General features: G+C 64.6%; 15 protein-coding genes. 4 read left to right on the forward strand and 11 right to left on the reverse strand.

What is annotated here, in order from left to right; all coding sequences use genetic code 11:
* The first annotated feature begins 6 nt into the window (after positions 1-6).
* On the forward strand, positions 7-606 hold the full coding sequence (locus tag HD842_RS21585; RefSeq protein WP_183557284.1) for a 4'-phosphopantetheinyl transferase family protein: 600 nt from the start codon (positions 7-9) through the stop codon (positions 604-606).
* Positions 607-651: 45 nt separating this feature from the next.
* On the opposite strand, the gene HD842_RS21590 is transcribed toward HD842_RS21585, so the two are convergent.
* The 11 genes from HD842_RS21590 to uraH all read right to left on the reverse strand — a co-directional run bounded on the left by HD842_RS21590 (position 652) and on the right by uraH (position 12,273).
* On the reverse strand, positions 652-1,080 hold the full coding sequence (locus HD842_RS21590; protein ID WP_183557287.1) for a MarR family winged helix-turn-helix transcriptional regulator: 429 nt from the start codon (positions 1,078-1,080) through the stop codon (positions 652-654).
* Entirely contained in the window at positions 1,077-1,994 is a 918-nt protein-coding gene (locus HD842_RS21595; RefSeq protein ID WP_183557290.1) for an alpha/beta hydrolase family protein, read from the reverse strand. The genes HD842_RS21590 and HD842_RS21595 overlap by 4 nt, the downstream gene beginning before the upstream one ends.
* A gap of 185 nt (positions 1,995-2,179) precedes the next feature.
* Complete coding sequence (locus HD842_RS21600) at positions 2,180-3,241, reverse strand: S41 family peptidase (protein ID WP_183557293.1); 1,062 nt, start codon at positions 3,239-3,241, stop codon at positions 2,180-2,182.
* A 136-nt stretch (positions 3,242-3,377) separates the two neighbouring features.
* Positions 3,378-4,610, reverse strand: coding sequence for a type II secretion system F family protein (locus HD842_RS21605; protein ID WP_183557297.1), 1,233 nt, complete (start codon positions 4,608-4,610; stop codon positions 3,378-3,380).
* Between the two features lie 20 nt (positions 4,611-4,630).
* On the reverse strand, positions 4,631-6,355 hold the full coding sequence (pilB, locus tag HD842_RS21610; protein WP_183557300.1) for a type IV-A pilus assembly ATPase PilB: 1,725 nt from the start codon (positions 6,353-6,355) through the stop codon (positions 4,631-4,633).
* Positions 6,356-6,656: 301 nt separating this feature from the next.
* Entirely contained in the window at positions 6,657-8,225 is a 1,569-nt protein-coding gene (locus HD842_RS21615) for a methyl-accepting chemotaxis protein (RefSeq protein ID WP_183557303.1), read from the reverse strand.
* Between the two features lie 66 nt (positions 8,226-8,291).
* Positions 8,292-8,693, reverse strand: coding sequence for a hypothetical protein (locus HD842_RS21620; RefSeq protein WP_183557306.1), 402 nt, complete (start codon positions 8,691-8,693; stop codon positions 8,292-8,294).
* 9 nt (positions 8,694-8,702) lie between these two features.
* Entirely contained in the window at positions 8,703-9,929 is a 1,227-nt protein-coding gene (locus HD842_RS21625) for a hypothetical protein (RefSeq protein WP_308638669.1), read from the reverse strand.
* 225 nt (positions 9,930-10,154) lie between these two features.
* Positions 10,155-10,517: a hypothetical protein gene (locus tag HD842_RS21630; protein WP_183557312.1), complete on the reverse strand. Its 363-nt coding sequence runs from the start codon at positions 10,515-10,517 to the stop codon at positions 10,155-10,157.
* A 51-nt stretch (positions 10,518-10,568) separates the two neighbouring features.
* A complete protein-coding gene (locus tag HD842_RS21635) occupies positions 10,569-11,918 on the reverse strand; it encodes a DUF4153 domain-containing protein (protein ID WP_183557315.1) in 1,350 nt (449 codons plus the stop codon).
* A 1-nt stretch (position 11,919) separates the two neighbouring features.
* Entirely contained in the window at positions 11,920-12,273 is a 354-nt protein-coding gene (uraH, locus tag HD842_RS21640; RefSeq protein ID WP_183557318.1) for a hydroxyisourate hydrolase, read from the reverse strand.
* A gap of 105 nt (positions 12,274-12,378) precedes the next feature.
* Here uraH and puuE point away from each other — a divergent pair, with 105 nt between their 5' ends.
* The 3 genes from puuE to xdhB all read left to right on the forward strand — a co-directional run bounded on the left by puuE (position 12,379) and on the right by xdhB (position 17,350).
* Positions 12,379-13,332 carry an allantoinase PuuE gene (puuE, locus tag HD842_RS21645; RefSeq protein WP_183557321.1) on the forward strand — a complete coding sequence of 318 codons (954 nt, stop codon included), beginning with the start codon at positions 12,379-12,381 and terminating at the stop codon, positions 13,330-13,332.
* Positions 13,333-13,536: 204 nt separating this feature from the next.
* Positions 13,537-15,006: a xanthine dehydrogenase small subunit gene (gene xdhA / locus HD842_RS21650; RefSeq protein ID WP_183557324.1), complete on the forward strand. Its 1,470-nt coding sequence runs from the start codon at positions 13,537-13,539 to the stop codon at positions 15,004-15,006.
* A gap of 10 nt (positions 15,007-15,016) precedes the next feature.
* Positions 15,017-17,350 (forward strand): xanthine dehydrogenase molybdopterin binding subunit, encoded by a 2,334-nt coding sequence (xdhB, locus tag HD842_RS21655; protein ID WP_183557327.1) that lies wholly within the window; start codon positions 15,017-15,019, stop codon positions 17,348-17,350.

Below are 17,350 nucleotides of genomic sequence, written 5' to 3' on the forward strand. Positions count from 1 at the left end.
GTGGTGATGCCTCTGGCCATTTGCTGGGCTGGCGACGCCAGCGGTTCCCCGCTTGCTGTGCCACCTGGCCTGGCGTTGCTGGGTGTACGCGGGCAGTCAGACCGTGAAGCGGCCCGGCTGCGCATTCGTGCTGTCCTGACAGCGGCGCTGGCCGCGCATGTCGGCATCGATGCGGGCCGAATCGCACTGCATTCGCCGCAGGGTGTTGCGCCCTGGGCGATCGTGGCGCTGGACGCCGGGGATCAGCGGGTTGCACTGTCGATCAGCCATGACGGCAACCTCTCGGTAGCGGCGTATTCCTTCAATGGTGCGGTTGGTATCGACGTGATGTCAATCTCGCCGGTGCCGGACTGGCGGGCAGTGGCGCGCGATTACCTGGGACCGGAAGCAGCCCGTAAGCTGGCAGCCCGGTCCGAGGGCGAGCGAGATGCCGCGTTTGCGCGTGCCTGGAGCGAACACGAGGCACGCCTGAAGTGCCTTGGCCTGCAACTGGCCGAGTGGTGCGACGAGCGCGCCGTCGCGCTGCAGGCCTGCCGCTGCTTTCCGCTGGCGCTGCCGGACGGCTACGTGGGTTATGTCGCGCTGCCGGCTATATCACCTGCGTGATGTCAGACCTGAACGCTTTACCGAGATGAAATAGCGTCGCAACTATCATTCCAGGTCGCCCACGTGTGAGAGCCAACGTGCAACGGTCGCCAATTCTTCGCTGGAGAAACCGTCGCTCATCCGTTTGTTCAGCTCTTTGAGCATCTCCCTGCTTCGTGCACTTGCTTCCTCGCCGGATTGCGTCAGTCGCAGCCGGGTTACTCTTCCGTCATCACGGTCAGCAATGCGTTCGATCAGCCCCGAAACTTCCATGCGTTTGGAGAGGTTGGTGGTTGCCGCAGGCGCTACCTGCAATGCCTGGGCAATCTCGCCAATCGTGGCCTGGTTGCGCGATGCCAGCAAAAAAAGAAGCCCGACTTGTGCTGTGCTGATCCCTTCCCACGTCCCCGGCCTGGTTTCGGTCCAGCGCTGCAGTTTTCGGTGGGCCTGATTGACCAGGAAAACGAAGCGCGGAGATTTGACGTCGTTGCTCATGTCGTACTCTGTTTCGTTTGCAGATCATCGGCAATATCGGCAGGTTCGCCGTCGACATGCCTGAGTTGTTCCAGTAACCAAGACCCAATCTGCGGCCATAGACGTTCTGAACGTTTGCGGAAGAACCCCATGTGCCCGATGACCGGCAGGTTAGCGTCACGCGGCGCAATCTGATGCCGCTCTATTTTTGCGTTGACAAGTGGTGCAATGAGCATACCGATTGCGTCCGGGTTGGCCCAGGGATCGTCATCGAAGCCCACGACGAGCAGGGGTATCTGCACGCGCGCCATGCGCCGCTCGGCGTCCATTGCAGGATCATCGAAAAAATAGCGAGGCAGCGTTGTCCAGCGGCTCCATTGCAGCATCACATTACGGGGCAAGTCTTCGCCAAGTCCAAGTTTGCGTCCAGGCATGTAGCCAAGCACTGAGCACAGCAGCGGCGCGAGGATACGCATGATTGTCCATACCTTGATTCGTTCTGCAACGCCGCGAATTGACGCAGTCACCCCGGCATGCGCAGCAATCAGTACGGCGGCGCGAAGCGAGTTCGTGTGCTCCGAGAGAGCAAGGGCATGTCCGCCCAAGCTGTGTCCAACCGCGAACATTGGCAGAGCGGGAAAGCGTGCAGCAGCCCAGCGTGTGACTGCGCCCACGTCGTCGTCCATCCAGTCGGACATCGACACAGTGAGGCCGCGCAGATCAGCAGGGCGCGATCGTCCCGTGCCACGGTAGTCATAAGTCACCACGTTCAAACCCAGCGTTAACAGATAGCGCGCGAACGATTCGTAATAACGTTGCGTGACCGCTGTTCCGGGGTGCAGAAGCACGACCGCCCTGGCGCCACGCGTCGTCCAAAGACTTCCCCCGATGTTGCCGTCTGCAGGAAGCGTGATGTGGAAGGGTTCTGAATTCATGATGGCGCCATTTAGTTAACGTGTTAAATAAATTAGCATGAGTGAAGCGACGGTACAAGTATCAAAATGAAGATGGGGCGTATAACCTTACGGACCATGGCGAGCGGCTTTTGGCCAGGCGCTGACCTACCTGGACGGCAGCGGTCCATCCGACTCGAACGATCAACGGCTTGGTTCGATCGCTGTTACTTGCGCCCGGTGGCACGACAACTGGCAGAGTTCTCCGCGACCCATTCAGCAGCGCTGGCAACCCGATCAACTAAACTCTCTCCCGGGTTGATCGGGTGCATCGGTGCAATCCCTCCATGAATCACCGGCCCTTTTCCAAGTGCATATCGGGACTGCGTCAACACCAGGGTCGAACCATCCGGCAAAGGATACGTCGCGTTGGCAGTCGTCATCCCTGACGAGGTGCTGCCGAAGGTCTGCACTCTGGCCTCGCCCAGCAGAGCAATCAACAACATTTCACCCGCACTCGATGTGCGTTTGTCGGTGACGACCGCCAGCGGTCCCTTGTCGAAGCGGTTCAACGGATTGGCACGGCCTTCACCCGCCCTCTGGCGCATGTCTTCCAGGCCAGCACGATTCATCAGCGTCGTGCGCTTTCCGTCGCGGTCGACCCACATCGCGTTGTTGGCATCGCTGAACAAGGGATACATCGCCACGAGGGGTGGCCAGGCGTTCCCACCAGTCTGCTCGCTCAGGTCGACCACCAGGGCGCAGGCGTCGGCGATGTCGGGCGTTGTCCCGGCCTCGTCATGAAAGCGTGTCAGGTAGGGGCCAAGTGCCATCGTCGTGCTATTGACGACAGGCGGCGGTGTCCAGCGCAGGACTTTGCCTTTGCTTGTTTGCAGCACCTGGAAAGTCGCCGGTGGAAGATCGTTTGACGTTGATTGCGTGCTCCGTGTGGTCAAGTCATGGCTTGCAGGGATCAGGAAGCTATGCCCGTTCGTGTCGAGGGTCGCCAGGAGACCAGTGATGCGTGTGTACAGCCCTGTCCGGTCGATTTCCAGCGGTTGACCGTCAAACATAGCCAGCAGTGCCATCCTGGCCCGGTCATATTCAGCCTGCTGGCGTGGGTACAGGCCACGGCTTTCGACAAGCGCGACCGTCTTGCTGGCGACTTCACGTGCCAATGAAACAGACATGGTTTGGGCAGGCGCTTCAGCACCGACGGCAGGCGTTAAAAACATCGCAGCCAGGACCGCGATGCCAAATGCTCGATGCATATTGAGATCCGCTTCCATATGAGAGGAGGATCAAAAGTTTGGCACACTCAACGCGGGAAAGATGCGCACATTTTCACGGGCCTGAAAAGGCTGCTCCTGCCTGAGCTCCACGGCGCGTTCACCGCAACGTTTTCCGAAACCCTGCAGACCCCACTTACACCACCGACCCAAGCTTAAAGATCGGCAAATACATCGCGACCACCAGCCCACCGATCAGCACACCCAGAATCACCATGATCAACGGCTCCATCAACGACGACAGCGCCGCGACAGCCTCGTCGACTTCTTCCTCGAAGAAGTCGGCGACCTTGCCCAGCATGGCGTCGAGCGAGCCGGATTCTTCGCCGATCTGCACCATCTGGATCACCAGGTTCGGGAACACGTCGACATTCTGCATCGACGCCGTCAGGCTGGTGCCGGTGCTGACCTCGTTCTGGATCTTGCGTGTCGCTTCCAGGTAGACAGCATTGCCGGACGCGCCACCGACCGAGTCGAGCGCTTCCACCAGCGGCACGCCGGCGGCAAACATGGTGGCGAGCGTGCGGGTCCAGCGCGCGATGGTGGCCTTGCGAATCACGGGGCCGAAGATGGGCAGGCGCAGCAGCAGGCGGTCCATGGCCTGCTGCATCTTGAGCGAGCGGCGCCAGGCCTGGAAGAAGAAATAGCCGGTGGCGAACATCGAGCCGAAGATCAGGTACCACCAGGTGACGAAGAAGTCCGAGATCGCCATCACCACCAGCGTGGGCGTGGGCAGGTCGGCGCCGAAGCTTTCGAATACCTGCTTGAAGGCCGGCACCACCCAGATCATGATCACGGCGGTGACGATGAACGCGATGGCCAGGATGGCGATCGGGTAGGTCAGCGCCGACTTGATCTTGCCCTTGAGCGCGAGCGTTTTCTCTTTGTAGATCGCCAGGCGCGTGAGCAGGTCTTCCAGAATACCGGCCTGTTCGCCGGCCCCGACCAGGTTGCAGAACAGCGGATCGAAGTACAGCGGGAACTTGCGGAATGCGCGGTTCAGGCTGGTGCCGGTTTCGACGTCGTTGCGCAGGTCCTGGATCAGCTTGGCCATCGACGGGTTGCCGTGGCCCTTGCCGACGATGTCGAACGATTGCAGCAGCGGCACGCCGGCCTTCATCATGGTCGCGAGCTGGCGCGTGAACATGGTCAGGTCCTTGTCGGTGATTTTCTTACCGCTGCGGTAGACCTTCTTCTTGACCTTGGTGACCATGATGCCCTGGCGGCGCAGGGTCACGTTGACGATCGCCTCGCCGCCGGCGCGCACTTCGCCGCGCACGGTGCGCCCGGTCTTGTCCTTGCCTTCCCACGCGTACACGTTCTCCTTGACCTGTGCGCCGCGGCTCTTGGGGGATAGGGAAGTTGCCATGGGGGTTCCTGTTCAGGGTCTTATTCGTTGGTGCAGCCGAGGACTTCTTCGACGCTGGTCAGGCCTTGCTTGACTTTCATGAGGCCCGAGCGGCGCAGCGAGTTCACGCCTTCCTTCTCGGCCTGGGCCGCGATTTCCATCGCGTTGCCGTTGCCCAGGATCAGCGCCTCGATCGCGGGCGAGATCGGCATGATCTGGTAGATGCCGACCCGGCCCTTGTAGCCCGAGCCCAGGCAGCGGTCGCAGCCGACCGGGCCGTACGGCTTCCACGTGTCGTCGATATCGGTCTCGCGGTAGCCGGCGGCAAGCAGCGCGTCGTGGCTTGTCTCGAGCGGCTGCTTGCAGGTGCACAGGCGGCGCGCGAGGCGCTGGGCCGTGATCAGGATGACCGACGAGGCGATGTTGAACGGCGCCACGCCCATATTCATCAGGCGCGTCAGCGTCGACGGCGCATCGTTCGTGTGCAGCGTCGAGAACACCATGTGGCCCGTCTGCGCGGCCTTGATCGCGATGTCAGCCGTTTCCAGGTCGCGGATCTCGCCGACCATGATGATGTCGGGATCCTGGCGAAGGAACGACTTCAGGGCGACAGGGAAGGTCAGACCGGCTTTTTCGTTGACGTTGACCTGGTTCACGCCGGGCAGGTTGATCTCGGCCGGGTCTTCCGCAGTCGAGATATTGATGCCCGGTTTGTTGAGCAGGTTCAGGCAGCTGTACAGCGAGACGGTCTTGCCGGAGCCGGTCGGGCCCGTCACGAGCACCATGCCATAGGGACGGGCAATGGCGTCGAGAAGCAGCGCCTTCTGGTCCGGGTCGTAACCGAGCGCGTCGATGCCCATCTGGGCCTGGGTCGCATCCAGAATACGCATGACGGTCTTTTCGCCGAACAGCGTGGGCAGCGTGCTGACGCGAAAATCGATCGTGCGCGTGGCCGACATGATCAGGCGCATGCGGCCATCCTGCGGCACGCGCTTTTCGGCGATGTCCAGGCGCGCCAGCACCTTGATGCGCGAGACCAGCTTTTCGCGGATCGCCAGTGGCGGCGAGGCGTGGTCGCGCAGCACGCCGTCCACGCGCAGGCGGATGCGGTAGAACTTTTCGAAGGGCTCGAAGTGGATGTCCGATGCACCCATCGTCACCGCGTCGATCAGGATCTTGTTCAGGAAGCGCACGATCGGCGCGTCCTCGACATCGTTGGCCGCCTCGGGCGGCGCGGCTTCCTTGTCGTCGTCGGCGAACTCGATCGCCGCTTCTTCGCCGGCCAGGTCGCTCAGGTCCTGCTCGGCGCCCTTGGCGATGGCTGCCAGCAGGGCCAGCAGGGCGTCGTGCGGCACGATGACGGGTTCGACCGTGGCCTCGCTCTGGAACTTGATCTGGTCCAGCGCCTGGCTGTTGGTGGGGTCGGACAGCGCGACCGACAGCTTGTTGCCGCGCTTGGCCAGCGCGATCACGCGCTGGGCCTGCATCAGCTTGGCGTCGATGGCGCTGGCGGGCAGCACGCCCACCGAAAAGGCCGACAGGTCGAGCAGCGGATAACCAAAGGTCTCGGCGCAAAACGCAGCCAGCGTGCGCGCCTCGATGGCGCCGCTGGCCAAGAGGGCATCGATGAACGCGATCTTTTCCTGCGCGGCTTTCTTGTGCAGCATGTCCGCCTGCACGGCGCTCAGGCGGTTGGCCTGGACGAGCGCGCGCGCAAGGCCCGACAACGGTGTGCCGGTGGTCGGATGAGGGAGGACTGCTGCCATATGAGCCGGGTGTGGGTACCTCAGGAATGTGACCAGAACGCCAGAGTCACCGGCGGATCAAGGGATGATGCCTATGGGCATTAATTTTGTAAAGGATTTGGTGTGACGTGCAGCAAGACGGGCATGTGGACAATCTGGCATGGCATGCCGGATCGTCCACATGGCGCTGCGCCCATCGGTCGCGCTACAGAGTGAGCCGCCTTGGCGGCGATGAAACACTCTTGGTAAAGCTATTACGGTTGTGGTCGCCTTGCAAAGCTGGGTTTTCGCAACACTTCAGCTCGCTAATTTTGCATGCGTGTCAGTGCGTGAGCGCCAGGCGCGTGCTCGATGTCGAGCCACTCACGCCAGGCGTATGCGCGAGCTTGAACACGGCCAGCGCATCGGTCAGGTGGCCGGTCTGGCCCGTCAGCGATTCGGCGGCGGCTGCTGCTTCCTCGACCAGCGCCGCATTTTGCTGCGTCATCGCGTCGATGCTGCCGATGGCCAGGCCAATGTCTTCGATGCCCGCGTTCTGGCGCGTACCCGCATCGCGGATCTCGAGCATGATGGTTTGCACCTTGCCCACGGCCTCGACGATCTGCGCCATCGTCACGCCGGCCTGGTCCACCAGCGCGCTGCCGGCGCCGACCTTGGCGACCGAGTCGCCGATCAATTCCTTGATCTCCTTGGCGGCCGATGCCGAGCGATGCGCCAGCGTGCGCACTTCGCTGGCCACCACGGCAAAGCCGCGGCCCTGCTCGCCGGCGCGGGCTGCTTCAACGGCCGCATTCAGGGCCAGGATATTGGTCTGGAAGGCGATGCCGTCAATGGTCGCGATGATGTCGACGATCTTTTTCGACGAAGCGCTGATGTCGCCCATCGTCGTGACCACGCCACCGACGACGTCGCCGCCGCGTGATGCGATTTCGTTGGCTGTGACCACCAGCGCACTGGCTTCGCTGGCATTGGCGGCATTCTGGCGCACTTCGCCCGTCAGCTCGGCCATCGCGCGCGTGGTGCGGTCGACGTTCGAGGCCTGCGATTCAGTGCGGCTGGCCAGGTCGGCGTTGCCGCTGGCGATCTCGCTGCTGGCGCTGGCGATGGCATCGGCCGACGCTTTGATGTCGCCCACCAGCGTCGACAGGCGGGTGCGCATTTCCTTCAGCGCGGCCAGCAGGCTGCTGCTGTCGCCCGCGTCGGTGTGGATCTCCATCGACAGGTCGCCGGCGGCCACCGCCTGCGCGATCGTGCGCGCATAGGCCGGCTCGCCGCCGAGCTGCTGCCAGATCGTGCGAACCATGAACCACGAGATGGCTACCAGCACCGCGATCACGATCAGGGCCGACAGCACCATCGCGATCACGGTCTGGCGCACGCTGTTCTGGCTGGCTTCGATGCCGGCGGCGAACTGGCGCTGGGCCAGATCGGCTGTCTTGGCCAGGTCGGCATTGAGCGCGGCCAGCGCCTTCTGCATGGCGCCGACGGTGGCCTGCGGGTCGCCTTGCTCCATCTCGAGCATGATGCGGGCCGACGACAGTGCCGGCGTGTAGTAAGCAGTGAATTCGGTATTCAGGCGTGCGCTCGTGGCTTGCTGGCCAGGGATCTTGGCGAGCTGGTCGAGTGCGGTGCGCACCTTGGTGGCCTGGTTGTTGGCCTGGTCGACGAGCGCCTTGTCGTTCTCGGTGACGGCATCGGTCAGCATGACGGTGACGGCCCCGATGTCGAGCGACAGGACCTTGACCGCGTCCATCAGCGGATAGTCCACCGACTCGGTGGTGGTGATCGACTTCAGGGCGCCGTTCGCGATGGTCGCGCTGATGCCGGCCCCCAGGCCGAAGATGATGGCGGAAATAATGGGCAGTGCCCAGATCCTGCGCTTGATGCTCATGCTTGTCTCCAGATACAACGCCCGCCACGCGGCGCAGAGCCGGTGGCGGGCGTGGTTAGTGCTTGCTTATGGGGTGAGGACGACCTTGACGCTCGCATCGACGGCGCTCTTGTCGATGTAGCCGATGGCCTTCGGGTTGGCGGCGACGGCGGCCTTGACGCCGGCACTGTCGGCGACTTCCTTCGGCATCGTGGCCTTGCCGGTAAACACCAGCTTGGACCACAGGGCTTTGGCCTGGGCCGCGTCCTTGTCCGCGACCTTCTTGTAGAACTCGGCGCGTACCGGGGCGTTGTCGGGCTGGTCGATCGGCGTCATCGACGTCGATTTACCCAGGAAGAACTGGGCGACCTGATCCTTGGTCAGTGCGCTTTCGGCGGCCTTCGGATTGACGACGACAACCACTTCGGCCAGAGCCGGCAGTGCAGCGAAAGCGGTGCTCAGGCAGGCAGCGATGAGAATTTTTTTCATGGGCGCTCCTTAGAACACGAAGTCGAGGGCGACGGCGCCGACGGTCACAGGACCGGAGAAACCTGGCTTGACATTGATGAACAGGCCGCTGCCGGTTGGCTTGATGCGGTCGATCTGCACCTTCAGTGCGGCCGACTTGTAGAAGTCCCAGCGCACGCCGATGGTGTCGGTGGTCTGCTCGCCCTGGCCAACGCCCGAGACGGCAATCCGGCTCACGCCGGCGCGCAGCGCCTGCAGGGTCGGGGTGCAGGCGACCGGGAAGCCGGCGGGGCAGGCGGTCGGCACGGTGTTGTTGATGGTGCTGTCGATCTTCAGTTCCGAGCGCGTGTAGTACGGCAGGAACTTGCCGATGCGGTAGCCGCCCATCACGTACCACGACGTGGTGTCGTTGATGTAGGTCTCGGTCTTGCGCTTGGCAAATTCGCTTTGCAGCACGAAATTGTTCCAGTCAGCGGTCAGGCCGATCGAATTGAACGTGCCCTTGTCGCCCTTGGCTTCCACCTCGCTTGCCAGCGCGGTCAGCTGGGGCAGGCGATAGCCGGCACCGGCGGCGCGCAGCGAGCCGACCAGCGTATTGAGCGATGGCAGGTCGTCGAGCGTGACCTTGGTGCGGGCGTGGCCCACGCGCAGCGTGAACGGGCCGTTTTCGGCCACCAGGTTCAGTGCCAGGATGTCCTTGCCGCGCACGTGGAAGCTCGTCACCGGCGCCTTGGTGCTGCCGGCTGCGAACTGCGTGGTCAGGCTGGTGTTGCCGAACTCGTGGCGCCAGGTGATGTCGGCGCCATCGACGCTGTTGAACGGCACTTGCGAATACACTTCCGACGGCGGGCGCAGCATCGTGTTGGCATAGCCCACGTTGCGATAATCCGAGATCATGAAGATCGGCAGGCCGACGCGGCCCACGCGCACGCTCAGTTCATCCGAGATGCGGAACTTGGCGAAGGCCCAGCTCAGTTCGGCGCCATAACCTTCTTCGGCATCCTTGCGCACCAGACCTTGCGCGGTCAGCGACAGCCAGTCGTTGACGGTGTAGTCAGCCTGCAGGCCGAGGTTCGAGTCGATACCGGTGCGGAAGTCGCCTGCACTGCCACTGGCCTGGTTCGGACGGGCAAATTCGGCGCGGTCTTCATCCGCGTAGGTAGCGGCAGCGGTGCCGAAGCCGCTGATTTTGACGGCGTTCTCCTGTGCTTGTGCGACCGACGCGCACAGAGGCAGCGCCAGAAGACTGGCGATCATTGTTTTTTTCATAATAGGGGTATGCTGAAACGTAAGCTGCTGGAAACGACGGCGCTGACAAGGGCAGCAGGCAGGAGCGCCGGTACATACTGGAATTTATTCTATCCAGACGGCAATATTTACGGCAACAGTTTTATGACATACCGAGAGTATTGGAGACATTTCCGGAAGGAATGTGGCCTGACTGACACACAACGTCGTCAGGACACATTCCTTTATGGCAAGTTACTCAACAGGCTTGACGGACGACACAGTGCAGTCCAGATGACCGGGATCGTTTTGCAGGGGAATGCGGCGGCCGTCGATCTCCAGATCCGCCAGCACCGGCGGCGCGGCGCGCAGGCGCCCAGCGCGCATGGCGTCGAACAGCGTTGCGCAATCGCCGTACAGCTCAGGCAGGGTGGCAGCCAGTTCCCAGGCGCCGTGCGCATCCTGGCGCAACACGGCGCTTTCATGGCCATTGCCATTGACGTTGCGGCCGACCACGACGACCTCTGGCCGACCATCGCCGCCCAGGTCGAGCACGAACGCGTCACACACCGCGCCCTGGGTGCGCATGCACCACGGCAGGCGCGTCGATTGCTGCATGCGGCGCCAGTTGTTCTGCGCGAAGCCTGCCGGCAGCGTGGCGCCCGTCGGCTACACGTGCAGCTGCTTGACCATGTTGATGGCGCCGGTGTCCGGGGCAGGCTGGCGCAGGTCCGCCAGTTCGGTCCGCAACCAGGCGGCATCCGGGCCGGTCGTGCTGCTCTGCAGCCGGGCCAGTGCGTCGCGGCCGTAGCGCTCGCCGTGATGCCAGAGATGGTCCACGTCCAGTTGCCGTAACGTGATCTGGCCGGCATCCAGGCGCGCCAGCTGGCTGGCCACGGCGATGCGTCCGGGGTCAAGCAGTGGCGAGAGCAGTAGCACCAGCACGCCGAGCACCGTGAAGGCGGCGGCGATGTTCACGCCGGCCAGTGTGGGCAACCAGCCCCGCCGCGCGGCCGCCGCCGCATAGCCGCTGGCGTAGCACACCGCCACCAGCAGGCAGGCGGCGGCGATCACGCGGTTGGTCGACCAGCCATGATCGAGCACGCGCAGCGCGAGCGCGTACGCCGCGAGCAGCGTCAGCGGCGCCAGCAGCAGGCTCGCCACGCGCGCCGAAACGGCGATGATGCGCACCGGGCGCTCGCTGCCATCCTGCCAGGCCGCATTGATCAGCACCACAAAGCAGGCTGCCGCTGACAGCAGCATCCCGGCGGCGCTGCGCGTGGCCCACAGCGGCGCAAGCCCGGTAAATGGCAGGCTGGCCAGGAAGCCGCCCACCAGCAGGGTGAGCACCGGCAGGGTCCACGACAACAGTACATGCACCAGATTGCGGATGCCGCGCACGATGGCCGGCTTGACGTCGGTCAGGTGCATCGCGCTGGCAAAGGCGAAGGCGGTGACGGGAATGGAAAACCAGGCTTTTTCCATGGCCTGGCTCAGGAAGTCGAGCCGGATCAGGTCGAACAGCGATGCGCCCATTTGCAGCACGAGCCAGGTTGCGCCGACGAACAGGGCGCTGAAGACGAGCTGCAGGCCAAGCGTCCACGCCACGTCAAAATACGTGGCATACGCTGCGATGCGCCGGCGATCGCGCGCGCCGGCGAGCACCAGCGCGTGGGCGATGAAGCAACCGGCCGCCAGGCACGCCGACAGGGCGTCCGACGGCGTCGGTCGCAGTGCATCGACGCCGCCCAGCCGGCGCCAGACATCGTGGATCGCCAGCAGCACGATCGCGATGGCTGCGGCGCTCACCCAGCCTGCCAGCGTCCGGCGCGTCACATGCCCGAGGGCGCTGATCAGAATTACCGGCAGCAGCACGCCCAATAGCACCAGCGGCGCGAACAGCAGGGGAGCGGTCGCGGGCCAAAGCTTGTCCTGCAGGGCCGTGTAGAGCAGGTACAGCAACACGCCCTGGATCAGGCCAATGCCGATGCGTGCGGGGCCAAGCCGGTGCGGCGCCAAGCTAGCTGCCCCGGTAGGTCGAGTACGACCAGGGCGTCATCACCAGCGGCACGTGGTAATTCTGGTCCGTGGCCGCGATGCCGAAGCCCAGCGTGATGCGGTCCAGAAAGCGCGGGGTGGACAAGGCCACGCCGCGCGCCGTGTAATAGTCGCCCGCATGAAACACCAGCTCATACTGGCCGGGCTGCATCGTTGCCTCCTCGAGTAGGGGCGTGGCGCAGCGGCCGTCGTCGTTCGTCACGTCGGCCTTGAGCAGCGTGCGGCCCGCCGCGTCGATCGCATACAGCTCGACGGTGATGCCGGCGCCGGGGCAGCCGTGCGCGGTGTCGAGTACGTGGGTGGTGAGTTTGCCCATCCGGTCTCCCATATGTGGTGGATGCGTTGCGGTATGCGTCGCATCTTATACCGCTGTTCGCCCAGCGCTATATGATCAGGCTTATATCATTCTTCGGAGTGCTTCATGTCCACGACCTATCCACGCGACCTGGCCGGCTACGGCCGCACGCCGCCTCATCCGCAGTGGCCGGGCGCGGCGCGCATCGCGCTGCAGTTCGTGCTCAACTACGAAGAGGGCGCTGAAAATAACGTTCTGCATGGCGATGCGGCGTCCGAGACCTTCCTGTCCGAGATCGTTGGCGCCAGCGCCTTCCCCGCGCGTCACATGAGCATGGAGTCGCTCTACGAATACGGCTCGCGCGCCGGCCTGTGGCGCCTGCTGCGCCTGTTCGAGGAGCGCAAGCTGCCGTTGACCGTGTTCGGCGTGGCCCAGGCGCTGGCGCGCCATCCCGAGGCGGTGGCCGCGTTCCAGGAGCTGGGCCATGAGATCGCCTGCCATGGGCTGCGCTGGATCTCGTACCAGAACGTCGACGAAGCCACCGAGCGCGCGCACCTGCACGAAGCGGTGGCGATTTTCCGTGACCTGACGGGGGCGGCGCCGCAGGGCTGGTACACGGGACGCGACTCGCCCAACACGCGCCGCCTCGTGGTCGAGCATGGCGGCTTTGCCTACGACGCCGACCATTACGGCGACGACCTGCCGTTCTGGCAGCAGGTCGACGCGGCCGGCCCGGATGGGGTGGTGCGCCGCACGCCGCACCTGGTGGTGCCGTACACGCTCGACACCAACGACATGCGCTTTGCCTCGGCCGGCGGTTTCAATTCGGGCACGCAGTTCTTTGATTACCTGAAGGACGCGTTCGACGTGCTGTACGCCGAGGGCGACCCGGATGGCCTGAACCAGCCCAAGATGCTGTCGGTCGGCCTGCATTGCCGCCTGGCGGGCCGCCCGGGCCGCACGGCGGCGCTGGCGCGCTTTCTCGATTATGTGGGCCGGCACGACAAGGTCTGGGTCACGAGGCGTATCGATATCGCCAATCATTGGAAAATGGTGCATCCTTGGCTTGACCACAAGTAGGGTGGGCGGATTTCCGCCCACGCGTTCAAACCAACCGTGCTCTGTGGTGTGCGACGGCAAGTCGGACGCGTGGACGGCATAGCCGTCCACCCTACGTATATGCCTTTCGATATGAGCGATATCACATATTGGTTATAGGTTGGCGGGCGCCGAATGGTAGCCTTCCGCCTTTGGCGTCCAGCAATCCACTCACCAAAGACAGGCATGTCAGAACCGATCCGATTCCTCTACCAGGGCCAGGTGCGCGAACTGCGCGACGTAAAGCCCACGCAAACCATCCTGCAGCATCTGCGGGAGGACTTGCGCTGCACCGGCACCAAGGAAGGCTGCGCCGAGGGCGATTGCGGCGCCTGCACCGTCGTGATCGGCTCGCTGGAAGATGGCGAACTGGCGCTGCGCGCCGTGAACGCCTGCATCCAGTTCACGCCGACCCTTGATGGCAAGGCGCTGTTCACGGTCGAAGACCTGGCGCAGCCCGATGGCGCGCCCCATCCCGTGCAGCAGGCGCTGGTCGAATGTCACGGCTCGCAATGCGGCTTTTGCACGCCGGGGTTTGCGATGTCGCTGTTTGGCATGTACCTGAAGCAGGAAGGGCGCGCGCCATCGCGCTGCCAGATCAACGATGCGCTGTCCGGCAACCTGTGCCGCTGCACCGGCTACCGCCCGATCATCGACGCCGCGCGTCGCATGGTCGAACTGCCGCCGGTTGCCTTCGATCGCGCTGCGCTGGCCGAACGCCTGCGCACGCTGCAGCGCAGCCACGGCTTCACCTACGCTGCGCATGGCCAGCACTTCCACGTGCCGCGCACCGTGGCCGAGCTGGCGGCGCTGCGCGCAGACCATCCGGCCGCCGTGCTGCTGGCCGGTTCGACCGATGTCGGGCTGTGGGTCACCAAGCAACTGCGCGAACTGGGCGACGTGATCTATCTTGGCCAGGTCGCCGAGCTCAAAACGATGCACGAACAGGACGGCATGCTGGAGATCGGCGCCGGTGTCTCGCTGCAGGACGCTTATCAGGCACTGGCTGCGCGCTATCCCGCCGAACTGACGGAACTCTGGCAGCGCTTCGCGTCGCTGCCGATCCGCCATGCCGGCACGCTGGGCGGCAACGTGGCCAACGGCTCGCCCATCGGCGACTCGATGCCATGGATGATCGCACTGGGCAGCCAGGTGGTCCTGACCAGCAGCGCCGGTACGCGCGTGCTGGCGCTGGACGACTTTTACCTGGGCTACCAGAAGAAGGATCTGCGGCCCGGTGAATTCGTCCAGGCCGTGCGCGTGCCGCTGCCGCAATCGCGTCCGGGCCTGCGCTTTCGCACCTACAAGCTGGCCAAGCGCTTCGACCAGGACATCTCGGCCGTGTGCGCTGCGTTTGCCATCGTGCTCGACGGCGAGACGATCGTCGACGCCCGCATCGCGTTCGGCGGCATGGCCGCAACGCCGCAGCGCGCTGCGCAGGCTGAGGCCGCGCTAATGGGCCAGCCGTGGAACGAAGCCGTCTTGACGGCGGCCATGGCGGCGCTGGGCCGCGACTATGCGCCGCTGTCGGATGCCAGGGCCTCGAGCAGCTACCGGATGCGCACGGCGCAGAACCTGCTGCGCCGCTTCTGGCTGGAGACTCGCCTGCACGATCCGCTGCCCGCGCAGGCAGTCAATGCCTTTGCCGGCGCCTGAGGAGACGACCATGAACGACGGCGGCATCAAGAACCTGGACGCCTGGGCCGAAGTGGGCCGCGCCCGCAAGCACGAATCGAGCGAACTGCACGTGCGTGGCGGCGCGACCTTCACCGACGATATCGCCGAGCTTGCCGGCACGCTACATGCGGCGCTCGGCCTGTCATCGCGCGCGCATGCGCACATCACTGCCATCGACCTGGCTCCGGTGCGGGCCAGCGCTGGCGTGGTCGCCGTGCTGACCGTGGCCGACATCCCGGGCCTGAACGATTGCGGCCCGATCATCCACGACGATCCGATCCTGGCCGATGGCCTGGTGCAGTACGTCGGCCAGCCGGTCTTCATCGTCATTGCCGACAGCCACGACAACGCCCGGCGCGCGGCGCGCCTGGCGCAGGTGACCTACGAAGACCTGCCCGCAATCCTGACGCCGCAGGCAGCGCGCGCTGCGCAATCGTACGTGCTGCCGCCCATGCGCCTGACGCGTGGCGATGCCGAAGCAGCGTTCGCGCGCGCGCCGCACACGGTCAAGGGCCAGCTGTACGTGGGCGGGCAGGAGCAGTTCTACCTCGAAGGCCAGATCGCGTATGCGATTCCCGGCGAAGACCGCGGCATGCACGTGTACTCGTCGACCCAGCACCCGAGCGAGATGCAGCACGTGATCGCCCATGCGCTCGGCCTGCATTCGCACCACGTCACGGTCGAGTGCCGCCGCATGGGCGGCGGCTTTGGCGGCAAGGAATCGCAGTCGGCGCTGTGGGCCGCGGCGGCCGCCATCGCCGCGGTGCGTACGGGCCGCCCGGTCAAGCTGCGCGCCGACCGCGACGACGACATGCTCGTCACCGGCAAGCGCCACTGCTTCCATTACGAGTACGAAGTCGGCTACGACGAAGAAGGCCGGATCCTGGCCGCGCGGGTCGATATGGTCACGCGCGCCGGCTACTCGGCCGACCTGTCCGGGCCTGTCGCCACGCGCGCAGTCTGCCACTTCGACAATGCGTATTACCTGTCCGACGTCGACATCCGCGCCGCCTGCGGCAAGACCAACACGCAATCGAACACCGCGTTTCGCGGCTTCGGCGGTCCGCAGGGCGCGATCGCCATCGAATACGTGCTCGACGAAATCGCGCGCAACCTGGGCCGCGATGCGCTCGATATCCGGTGCCTGAATTTCTACGGCAAGCAGGAGTGCAACGTCACGCCCTATGGCCAGACGATTGTCGACAATGTCATCCCCGAACTGGTGGCCGAGCTGGAAACGGGCAGCGACTACCGCGCGCGCCGCGCGGCCGTGGAGGACTACAACCGCACCAGCCCCGTGCTCAAGAAGGGGCTGGCGCTCACGCCGCTCAAGTTCGGCATCGCGTTCAATGTCACGCACCTGAACCAGGCCGGCGCGCTGGTGCACGTCTACGTGGACGGCTCCATCCTCGTCAACCACGGCGGCACCGAGATGGGGCAGGGCATCAACACCAAGGTGATGCAGGTCGTGGCGCACGAGCTGGGCGTGGAGCTGGGGCGCGTGCGCGCCACCGCGACCAATACCAGCAAGGTCTCGAACACGTCGGCCACCGCCGCCTCGACTGGCGCGGACCTGAACGGCAAGGCCGCGCAGGATGCCGCCGGCAAGATCCGAGCGCGCCTCGCGCAATTCGCGGCGCAGCAGTACGGGGGCGCGGCCAGCGACGTGCGCTTCGCGGCCGGCACTGTGTTCGTCGCCGGCCTGGCGCTGCCGTTCGAGGAGCTCGTCGCCAAGGCCTACCTGGCGCGCGTGCAGCTGTGGTCCGATGGCTTCTATGCCACGCCTGGCCTGCACTGGGACCCGAAGACGATGACGGGCCGCCCGTTCTCGTACTTCGCGTACGGCGCGGCGGTGTCCGAAGTGGTGGTCGACACGCTCACCGGCGAATGGAAGCTGCTGCGTGTCGACGCACTGTACGACGCAGGCCGCTCGCTCAATCCGGCGATCGACATCGGCCAGGTCGAAGGCGCGTTCATCCAGGGCATGGGGTGGTTGACCACGGAAGAACTGTGGTGGAACCCGGCCGGCAAGCTGATGACGCATGCGCCGTCGACCTACAAAATACCGGCAGTCTCGGACTGCCCGGAGGATTTTCGCATCGCGCTGTTCGACAACGCCAACGTCGAAGACAGCATCCACCGCTCCAAGGCCGTGGGCGAGCCGCCTCTGCTGTTACCATTCTCGGTCTTCTTCGCGCTGCGCGACGCCATCTCGAGCGTGGGCGGGCACCGGGTCAACCCACCACTGAATGCTCCCGCGACGAGCGAAGCCATTCTGGATGCGATCGCGTTCGTCGAGGGCGCCGCCGGCGCGCGCGCTTGA

Origin of the sequence: Massilia aurea (assembly GCF_014200505.1) — a bacterium.
In the GTDB taxonomy this organism is placed as follows: domain Bacteria; phylum Pseudomonadota; class Gammaproteobacteria; order Burkholderiales; family Burkholderiaceae_D; genus Telluria; species Telluria aurea_B.